The organism is Bradyrhizobium sp. MV1.5 (assembly GCF_055807615.1).
In genome coordinates, this window is the sequence record NZ_JBVVPL010000084.1 from 1 (window position 1) to 10,193 (window position 10,193).

Annotated in this window: 4 protein-coding genes and 2 pseudogenes; 2 read left to right on the forward strand and 4 right to left on the reverse strand. The window is 56.6% G+C overall.

Features of this window, described 5'->3' with window-relative positions; genetic code table 11:
- Window positions 1-72 precede the first annotated feature (72 nt).
- Window positions 73-327, reverse strand: a pseudogene (locus tag AC0L2J_RS34215) (transposase); the annotation flags it as partial.
- A 1,239-nt stretch (window positions 328-1,566) separates the two neighbouring features.
- Here AC0L2J_RS34215 and AC0L2J_RS34220 point away from each other — a divergent pair.
- Window positions 1,567-2,688, forward strand: coding sequence for a KamA family radical SAM protein (locus AC0L2J_RS34220; protein WP_473395908.1), 1,122 nt, complete (start codon window positions 1,567-1,569; stop codon window positions 2,686-2,688).
- 1,803 nt (window positions 2,689-4,491) lie between these two features.
- Here AC0L2J_RS34220 and AC0L2J_RS34225 read toward each other — a convergent pair.
- Window positions 4,492-4,815 carry an IS4/Tn5 family transposase DNA-binding protein gene (locus tag AC0L2J_RS34225; protein WP_473395909.1) on the reverse strand — a complete coding sequence of 108 codons (324 nt, stop codon included), beginning with the start codon at window positions 4,813-4,815 and terminating at the stop codon, window positions 4,492-4,494.
- 26 nt (window positions 4,816-4,841) lie between these two features.
- Between AC0L2J_RS34225 and AC0L2J_RS34230 the strand changes: the two are divergent.
- Window positions 4,842-6,187, forward strand: a pseudogene (locus AC0L2J_RS34230) (IS5 family transposase).
- A 552-nt stretch (window positions 6,188-6,739) separates the two neighbouring features.
- Here the strand turns inward: AC0L2J_RS34230 and AC0L2J_RS34235 are convergent.
- Together AC0L2J_RS34235 and AC0L2J_RS34240 are read right to left on the reverse strand one after the other, a co-directional pair.
- On the reverse strand, window positions 6,740-7,630 hold the full coding sequence (locus tag AC0L2J_RS34235) for a beta-keto acid cleavage family enzyme (protein WP_473395910.1): 891 nt from the start codon (window positions 7,628-7,630) through the stop codon (window positions 6,740-6,742).
- Between the two features lie 274 nt (window positions 7,631-7,904).
- Window positions 7,905-9,557, reverse strand: a complete 1,653-nt coding sequence (locus AC0L2J_RS34240; RefSeq protein ID WP_473395911.1) for a class I adenylate-forming enzyme family protein — start codon at window positions 9,555-9,557, stop codon at window positions 7,905-7,907.
- Window positions 9,558-10,193: the final 636 nt, after the last annotated feature.

Here is a 10,193-nt window from a genome sequence, read left to right on the forward strand (position 1 = left end):
CTACCCTCCGAGCCAAGGGATAGCACAAGGCTGTTTCTACCCCGCACAGGCGCGCCATCCCCCTGGACAGTTTTTTAGGATGTCCCGCTCTGCCTTCAGCTTGTTGACCTCGCGCCGCAACCGCTCGATCTCTTGCTGCTCAGGCTTCATCTGCCCGTGGCCGGGGAAGGCCTGCACTGGGGCGGAGCCGAACTCCTTCACCCATTTGAGCAGCACGTTCTCATGGACGCCCAGGTCGCCGCCTGCCTGCGCCACCGAGACCCCGCGTTCCCTGACAAGCTTGACCGCCTCCACCTTGAACTCTCGACTGAACTTCCGTCTCTGCATCACCTACCTACGGCTTCATGAAACACCCAATCTCGGTGTCCATCAAACCGGCAGCAGCTCCGCTTCTTCGAACGGATATCCAGATCCCGAAGCAAGGGTTCCGGCTAAGCCGTCCCGAAAAGTTGGTCCTGCATGCATTCCGTGCGCATCGGCGTTCGGCGGAACACTCATCAGATCGCTGTGGCAGCCGTGGGCCGCCTGCCACCTACTGCTGCGCGCGACATGGCGACCGGCTGATTGGCAGACTGTGTATGAACGTGGCGAGGTAGCCCCTTTGCCGCAGCGCGCCTTAACCGAGCCGAGGATCCCTGCTCGATCGATCAACGTCAGAGCTTTCTAACTGATCTCAGACAATGCTCCTTCCTGCGCTCAAGTCGCGGTGATATCGTCATCCACGCATTCTGCTGCGGCGAGACGTAGAGGCCGACCACATCGCGCACCTTGGCCGCGAACGCGGGTCGGGACCGGTCCCATCCGATGAGGCTGCAAACTCGCCAGTGCGCCCCCTTTGCCGCTGCCACGCGAGCTCCAGTGGTCGATCCTTTAGATAGAGAAAGCTCCCCAAAGTTCATGCGATCGTGGTCTCGATTCTGGAAGGCGGCCTGGCCTCAGAATTTCCGCCTTAGTCCGCGCCACATTGATTGATGCTCCGATTCCAAGCGCGCGTCAGATCAACCGTCCATTGGAAGCTAAGAACCTGATCCTCAGGCAGGGAACTTTGGTCTGCGCCTCGCTGATCCCGGCGCGGGCCAACCCAGCGCGCAAGGCGCTTCAGGATGAGCACGAGAGGTCGTCCAAAACCACTTGCGAGTCGCAATGCTCGCTCGAAGGAAAGCAGAAAGGATGTGTTCGGCTATAGCTCTGCAAGGGCGCGCCCGCAAGCCATACCGGCGGAGCAGCAGGAGAGAAAACGAGCAAAATTAGCTCACGATGCGGGCCAATCGAAAAACACTACTCCGAACCTGAAGGGTTAACTCAGGTCGTTGCGCAAAGCTCACCCGCGATCAGAGGCATCATTTCACCTTTTGCTTTGTTGTGTTTAGCTCTGTCCAGTTGAAAACCGTTTTGCCGGTAAAGCGACAAATTGGGATCTCAGCGCTCCCATCGACCTAATGCAAACGTCTTATTGTGATAATCTGAGCAAGGCGCGCACATCTCTTTACTGGCACACCGATTGCTGAGTGGCAGTGGGGGGCTTGACGACCATCTCATTCGCCACCCCAGACAGAGGCTTCTCAAATGAAACTTGGTCAGAGCAATGTCGATACGACAGCTGCCATAGGTGCAGTTGCACAACCTGTTAACACCGTCATGACTTTCCTTGAGGGCGCTCGCGTCATTACTGAGGATGAGCTGCAAGCGAACAACATAACGCGCCATCGTGTCACAAACTTCTACCGCGAACAGATCACTAACAGCGGTCATTACGAACAGTTAAAGCACATCGTGGAGCCCTCATTGAGGGAGCTAGAGAGTCCGGGCAGCCTGGATACCAGCGGCGAGCACGACAACACAGTTGTGCCTGGGCTTCAGCACAAGTACGCACAGACCGGACTATTGCTGGTTACTGACCGTTGCGCTTCATATTGTCGTTATTGCTTTCGCAAACGTCTTGTTGGCAGAGACTCAGATGAAATCGCACCTGATTTTATTCGACTTGCGCATTACGTTGAGAGTCATCCTGAGATAACGAACGTGCTGTTGTCGGGAGGTGATCCTTTCATGCTCAGCACCGCTAAACTCGACAAAATCATCGATTATCTGCTGCCGATCCCACATCTGGAGTCAATCCGATTCGGCACAAAAATGGTGGCTTTTGCTCCAAAGCGTTTCGAAGATCCTGATCTATCCGCTTTGCTTCAGCGAATTCGTAGGGCGGGTAAAGCCGCGGTGATCGTGACGCATTTCGATCATATCGGTGAAATCTCGAGCGCTGCAGAGCGCAACATTCGTTCTTTGTCTGCACAGGAAGTCCAGTTCTTCAACCAATCCGTGCTTCTAGCGAGAGTAAACGATAACTCCGAGATCTTAGCGGAAACGTTCGGAAAATGTCATCAGATGGGTGTCCACCCTTATTATCTTTTTCAAAGCAGGCCGGTGAAAGCTGCGTCGCATTTTCAGGTTCCACTGCGTCGCGGACTAGAGATTGTCCGCGGCATCAATCAACGTCTCAACGGCCTCCAAAAGACATTTAGATATATTATGTCCCATTACACAGGAAAGATCGAGATCCTAGACATTGGAGCCGATAATCGTTTGTATATGCGCTATCATCAGAACAAGAATCCTGAGAAGATCGGAAAGCTTTTCTCCCGAGCATACCTCGAAGGCGCGTGTTGGCTAGACGACTTGGAAGCTTAAACTCAAGAGTCGCGCAATAACGTGTCGGTGGAGGGTGTACTATCGGTTGTCTTAAGAACAGGGAAGATCGGTCGCTAGCAGGAGAACTGGAGTGCCAAATGACACTGAGAGCGAACAGCGGCAGATCGAGCGCTAGGACTTGCTAACCAAGCACCGCGCCATGAAGTCGGCCTTCTCGAGAGGACTGGTCTGAAGAGAGATGTAAGGGCTTCGCGCCCGTATGGGAGTTCGCGGAATTTAGATCATATTGCGTGCTCTGAGCACGATGAGTACCTCTATTTCTTCGAGTCCCGTCGCTCCGACTGTTGTGCCATACTATCCTTCCGACTTACTGCATTCAACGACCTCAGGCCCGCCAAGCTCAGAGCTTGGCACCGACCGGAGCTCTGTAGTTTCCTGCTCTTAGGAGTAGCGCCCACACTTTCGCGAAAGCGATATGCGAGCGAGACAGGTACCAGCATCCGCGACTTGCGAGTCAGCATCTGTTTGAGCGAAGCCCCCTTTAATACGCCAGGTTTGCGCGCCCGCTGCACGACAGCGCTGCTGCCGATGATGAAGAGGGCCGGACGTGCGTTCGCCCATCTTGGATGTAGTGCGAGCTTCTGCCTGCCCGCCCGACGGCCTTTTAGGGCGTCAGACCGAGCCAGGCGCCGAAGTCGCGTAAGCATGCGGTGAGGCTTTCAAACCCACAAATTCTCCTCCGACCTGGCGCCCACCGGGATGTCGGTGAGGCGTGAGAGCCCGCGCCACATGACCGTATTACCGGGCGGCGGATCCCTGGCGCGGGCGAGGTAACCAGGTAACCGCCGAGCCGGGCAATCTTGATCAGATAGTGCGAGAGCGTTTTCCGTCTTTCTTTTGGTTTGTCCTTGACGAGACGATCGAGCATGCCGATTTCAGTCGCAGTCAACGCGAGGGTTGGCGGCGCGTCTGGGCCGGAACGGTTGAGCATCGTCATCCAGAAGAGCCACCAACTCAGGATGCGAAGAGCGAGATCAGATTGCTCAGACGCTGGGCGGTCCTGAGCTTCGACTCCTCAGCTTCGCAGCCCGATTTGAAGGTCTTGTGAAACACCTCGATCTTCCATCACAAACCATACCAGTCCAGCTTCTCAATGGCGTCGGTGCGGGCACCAACAGGCAGGTCGGTGATCAGCTTCCAATCGATCTTCTTCCTGTTTTTCGCGTCCCGCGCTCTTCGGCATGGATCACCGTCAGGGTCAGGGCGGGATAGCGCTTCTGCTTTCCAATCGGCGGTAGGACGCGAATCTTGCGATAACTGATCTCAAGAATGGCCTTGGTCGGGATAGCCGTTGCTGTCTCTGACTTCGATGCGATGGAGCCTTTTGACGGCGACCTCGTCCATTTCGTCGGCGATCGTATGATCCCCGTCTCCAGCCAAGCGGTCGACGCAGGTCCTGATCAGGAAACGGGTTCCGATCTCCTGTGCTGCGCAGAAGAAGCCCGTAGATGTCACTCTCGCGTTCACCAGTATGGATGCATCGTCGATGGGAATCCAGGTCGGATTGATCTTCTTTTAAAGCGCTGCCGTACCCCTGAATTTCCTGCCGATCCAGAGCTTAAGGGCCGCCAACCCCAGCGGTACCCCCTCGGTTGTAACCGCGAGGCTAACGCATCAGGATGCCGCAAACCGTGTCCGATCTGAGGCGACCTGCCTTATCCCGTCCACTCCTTATGCTTCTGGAGATGCCGATCACTTCTGACTTCTCGCGTCGATAGCTGAACTCGGTTGTATCGTGCAGCACAAGAACGAGACCTTCAGTGGCGGCGGCGCGATCAAGTGTCAATCGGAAATGTCCGGCCAGAATGTCCACTTCACCCGGTCGCTAGAGAAGAAGCGGTAGGCTGCCTTGGTATTCGCCCAATCCTGACAGACGAGCGGAATGCTTTCTCCCATGGCGCATCCGATCTGCGTGAGCAGTTTGCGGAATCTGTCGCCGAGCCGCGCGTCCCTAAACTCGCATCCACTAGTCGCCCGCGAACACGGTTCTAAGCGATTGAGCAGGAGTCTTTTTTCGGATTCGAGGCGGTTTGACATTGCAGAGGATGGGAGGTTGAGGCCGCCAAAACCTGCAATTTCGCTTTTGGATTCCTTTCGCTGCGGCATGATTCTGTGCTGCATCGGAGGGAACGATGCGGCCGAAGAAGCAGAAGACGACGGGATCGAACGATCTGTTCCGGGCGCGGCTGGACCAGATCATCAATTTGAAGCACGAGTTGGTTCTGCTTGCCGGCAAGATCGATTGGGACTGGATCGACGGCGAGATCGCGCCGCTTTACAGCGAGAACGGCCGGCCGGGGATCGAGACCCGCTTCATGATCGGGCCGTTGTTGCTCAAGCATATCTACGGGCTGTCCGATGAGGGGGCGTGCGAGCGCTGGGTCCACGACCCGTATTCCCAGTTCTTCACCGGCGAAGAGTTTTTCCGGCACGCTTTCCCGCACGAACGCTCGGACCTGAGCCATTGGCGCAAGCGGCTCGGCGACAAGCTGGAGCTGCTGCTGGCCGAGAGCCTGCGGGTGGCGCACGAAGCCGGCGCCTTACGCAGCCAGGACCTCAAGCGCGTCACCGTCGACACCACGGTGCAGCCGAAGGCCATCACCTTTCCGACCGATGCCAAGCTGCTTCATGCCGCCATCAAGGGCCTCAACCGCCTGGCGAGAAGGCACGGCGTCAGGCTGCGGCAATCCTATTCTCGCGTGGCCAATGCCGCTGCGATGATGGCGGGCCGCTACGCCCATGCCAAACAGTTCGGGCGGCATCAGCGGCAGTTGCGTATCCTGCGCAGCCGGCTGGGCCGGATCATCCGCGACATCCGCCGCAAGATCGAGGGCCAGCCAGCCCTCGAGCAGGCATTCGCCCTTCCGTCTGGCCGAGCCAGCCAGATCCGCTCCTAGCAGCAGCGCCAGCGCGGCTGGAAGCTCTATTCATTCATGCTCCGGAGGTGGAGTGCATCGGCAAAGGCAAGGCCGCAGCCCCTTACGAGTTCGGCGAGAAGGCCTCCATCGTCACCAACAACCGCCGGGCGCCCGGTGGCCTGTTCGTACTGCATGCCAGGTCGCTACCCGAAAATCCCTACGACGGTCACACCTTGCGGAACGTCATCGACCGCATCGAGACGCTCACCGGATGTCCGACCGAGCGGGCCTATGTCGAGAAGGGATACCGCGGCCACGATGCTCAAATCCACGTCGCGTCTTCATCTCCGGCCAAAAGCGCGGCGTCTTCGGCGTCATCAAGCGCGAGCTCCGCCGCCGCTCCGCCATCGAGCCCATCATCGGCCACATGAAGACCGAAGGTCACCTCGGTCGCTGCTATCTCAAAGGCCGTGCCGGCGACGCCGCCAACGTCATCCCTCTCAGCCGTCGGCCACAACTTCCGCCGCATCCTAGCCTGCCTCAGAGAACCCTTGTGCCTGTTCCTGGTCCGACTATGGCGCGTGCTGGCCGGTCCAGCCCCGCTCAATTCGCCTTCTTAACGGACGACCCACTACTCTCTCGAACAATCCAACATTCACCTTCCAAGGACGGCGAACAGCCTTTTGCCGATCGATCCCTTAATGTCAGCCCCATAGAGCCCCCCGCGAATCAGGTACTCAGAAAGGAATCACAAGTGATTCTTTCATTGAAGTTTTCGCCGATCAGCGGATCAGCCCGAGTGATCAAAGTTATGGGTAATTGAAAGGCGGTGAGGAACGCGTAGTGGTCACTCAGGCATCCTGATACGATTTTCGCCGGAACTTAGAGATCCATACCGTGAAGACCGAGCTCTCCTCATCGCGGCTACAACACCCGCGCCGAAGCCCGGCGCGATATCTTCTCCTTGATCGAGCGCTTCTACAATCAAGCGGTTCTATTCCGCCATCCGGATAACTCGTGCCGAGCGAAATTGAGCTAACGCTTCTGTCCCTAACATAGCGGATATAACGACGTACTCAGTACTCTCGCACGTCGCGGTCCCGAGCAAAGCCCTTCTACCAATGAGAGTCCATAGTCTAGCAAGTACAGTCTCCGCTAGAGCCCGAGTACGGTTATCCGCGCTTCACAACGCCGAGAATTGCGCGTGCCTCAGCAGGTGTGGCGACACTGGCTCCCATGCGCTCGATGATCCCAACCGCATTGTCGACGAGCTCTGCATTGGACGCTAGAACGCCGCGTCTAAGATAAATGTTGTCCTCCAATCCTACCCGGACGTGGCCGCCCATTGCAACCAATTGTCCGACCGTGCTCATTTCGTCGGCACCACAGCCGAATCCGCCCCAAACAGCCCCTGAAGGTAGGTTTTCTCGCATCACCTGTAGCACAAGCGGCCTAGCAGGAGCGCCATATCCCGTACCGAGACAGAATTGAAAAAGCGGAGGTCCCTGGAGCTTTCCTTCCGATAGCAGCTTCTTCGCATTTTCAATGTGTCCGAGCTCGAAGCATTCGAGCTCGGGCTTCACCCCAGCCTCTCGCATATGTGTAGCCATTTCCCGCAAATCGGACATGCGCCCAACATAGATTGCTTCACCGAAAGCCATTGTTCCGCAATCCAAGGTAGCGAGCTCTGGTTGAAGTTCGATTGCGTGAAAGCAGCGCGTCATAGGATTGCAAAGCGTACTTGCCCCGCCGATTCTTATCGGATCAGTAGAAGCAAGCACCAGATCGCCATTCATTCCGCAGGATAAGTTGATGATAACATCAGTGGATGCATCGCGAATTCGCTTAACGACCTCTTGATAAAGCTCAGGGTCATTCGATGCGATGCCAGTAACCGGATGGCGGACGTGAATGTGAACGATCGCTGCCCCCGCTTTCGCAGCTTTCAGCGATGCCGCCGCAATTTCTGACGGCGTCTTGGGAATGCCAGGGTGCTTCGTAAGTACCGCAGAGCTGGCACCCGTTACCGCGCACGTGACGATAGCCTTCTGAGAGGGCGACATCAAAATCTCCGACTTGATATCATGAAGTTAAAACGTGGCAAGGTTTCTGTTTCACTCAGATTACCGGCGGCTGCAAGCGCATACCAGCAGGCGACAAGCTCAGTGCGAGCGAATTGGATTACTATCCGCCGCGCAACCATTAGAGCGGCCCCGCACACGTCAGTTCAGTCGACCATGGCACTTCCGGCACCTCATAAGCGAACATGGCGGGATGCCAGCGATGTTATTGGAATCGCTAGTATGCGGGTTAGCGAGCTGGGGTGAACAGTGGCCCTTAGCGCCAGCGCCTCTGCTCAGTGTCGTAAGCGCCGAGAGTCGGATCGCTCACAGAAACGAGTTCCCGCTTAAGCACTTTGTTGCTGGTTGTCGCTCTAGGAAGCGCCGGAGTGAACGCTATGTAGCGCGGCACTTTGAATGCGGCAAGGTTCGCGCGAGCGTGCTCAAGAATGCGCTCCACCGGCAGATTGGCTGGCGTCTTGCCTTCAATCAACTCGATGTAAATTTTAACCTCCTCCCCTCGCTTCAAATCAGTAACCGGCACGGCGGCCACATCCGCAATCTCGGGAATTTCACGGATGACTGTCTCCACCTCGCGTGCAGCGATGTTCTCGCTGGAGCGGCGTATCATGTCCTTTGTGCGCCCCACCAGCCAATGAAAGCCGAGTTCATCGCAACGCATAAGATCCCCTGTCTTGAACCATTCGCCTTCAAACAAACTGGCATTGGCCTCCGGCTTGTTCCAATAGCCCTCAAAGATGCCGCGTCCCCTCACCCACAGCTCGCCGACTTGGCCGATCTGGGTGGGCGTGCCATCCTCGTTCATCAGCCGGAGCGTCCGAAAGGGTGCGCGAATTCCCACCGAACCCGAGTCGGCTAATTCATCGAACTGGCTGGTCATTCGTGTGCCGAAGCCGATCTCCGTCATCCCATACGCCTCCTCAGTGCGCACCTGAAAACGGCTTCGGAAGTTTCGCACCGTCTCAGGACTCCATCCCCAGTTCAAGATTTGCTTCAGGCATGTCGTACCGTCTGCATCGGCAGACTCAGCGTGTCGAGCTACTAACTGGGGAAATTGACACCACTCGACGCTGTACTGCTTAACCCAGCTGAGAAAGCGCGTCGAGCTTAGCTGCGTAGCTAAGTAGAGAGTACCGCCCTGTCGATACGCCTTAAGAAGATGCAACGGCGGATCGATGTAGAAAAATGGCTGCGCAGAAAGATACCTCTGATACGGCTTCTCCCAACACACGGCCTGATAAGAGTAGATTGACCAGTAGTTGTGCGTCAACATGCAACCCTTCGGAAAGCCCGTTGTCCCCGAGGTATATTGAATGTTCAACAAATCGTCGGGGCGTATATTTTCCTCCACCGAACATCCTCTGACGCCCTTGAGTAATTTCTGCAGAGTAGTAGCGGTCCCGCAGGGTGACTCTCCGACGAGAATTATTCGCTCCCGTGCGATATCTCGGGGCCATGGCTCCATCGACGAGAACACGGGCCATACCGTCTCATCGACCACAGCAAACTTGGCCTGTGTATCACTGAGCACGTACTCGACTTCCCGAGGCGTGTAGCGCATGTTGATTGGGACCATCACCGCACCAAGCTTGGCGATCGCGAACCATAGGATCGGGAACTCGATGCGGTTGGGTAGCATCACACCAATGCGATCGCCCTTGCATACCCCAAACGCGCGCAGTGCATGTGCATATATGTTGGATGATTGATCCATCTCATCGTAGGTTGCGCGCTCGTCACGATCGAAGACCTCAATAGCGACTGTTGAGCCGTGTGTTCTCGCCCGCATCGAGACTAACTGAGCGATCGTGGTCGTCTCGTATGCGGCCTCCAACCGTTCAATCTCCTGCCCGACATTTGCCACGCGCTTCTGCAGTTCGACCCACGTAAATTTTGCATCGGTCATCATGATAGAAACCTTCTCACCGGAATAGGACTCTTGTGCAGAAACGGGGCGCCGCGATCTACTGAGGCGTAGTTGCGCGCTTGGACCAGATGCCGAGCAAGCAAGACTAACGCGGCTGCTTGTCGATGCCTCGACGAACTGGATCCATCAACAAGTCCGCTCTGGGAGGCTTGAGACCTAGCGCCGCGCCGCTCGCCATCTGCTTCACAATAGTGGCACGTGAGACGCGTGCAACCTCGCTTTTCATTGCTGCCCCCTCTCCAATCGTGAGCTGCATCATATCTGCACACGAATTCAGTCGTACACCATCACGCGAGGATCGAGACACTACCTAGTCTGGTGGGAATTCTCTATTGGATAGTTAAATAAGCGATGTTGGCACGAGGCGGATCGCTGTCGAGTAAGCAGCTTTCCCGATCCAGTTAGCGTGAGATCCCGAAAATGGCTTACGCGGCGTACCGCATCCCGCGCCTTTGGCGACGCGCGCAGGGATGACGCGGCATCGACTCGCTACGTGCTTGCGGGCTACCGATCCATCACTGCGAAACTTTTCGCGTCCAGTGTACGCATACGATGAAGACCGCCAGATTGACGCATGCGCGCGGGCAGAGCGAGCTCTATGATCGGTTGGGTGAAGGT

Bases quoted from the DNA above. Each gene is read 5' to 3' on its own strand.
- AC0L2J_RS34220 (WP_473395908.1), top strand. From the start codon at position 1,567: ATGAAACTTGGTCAGAGCAATGTCGATACGACAGCTGCCATAGGTGCA.
- AC0L2J_RS34225 (WP_473395909.1), bottom strand. From the start codon at position 4,815: ATGCCGCAGCGAAAGGAATCCAAAAGCGAAATTGCAGGTTTTGGCGGC.
- AC0L2J_RS34235 (WP_473395910.1), bottom strand. From the start codon at position 7,630: ATGTCGCCCTCTCAGAAGGCTATCGTCACGTGCGCGGTAACGGGTGCC.
- AC0L2J_RS34240 (WP_473395911.1), bottom strand. From the start codon at position 9,557: ATGATGACCGATGCAAAATTTACGTGGGTCGAACTGCAGAAGCGCGTG.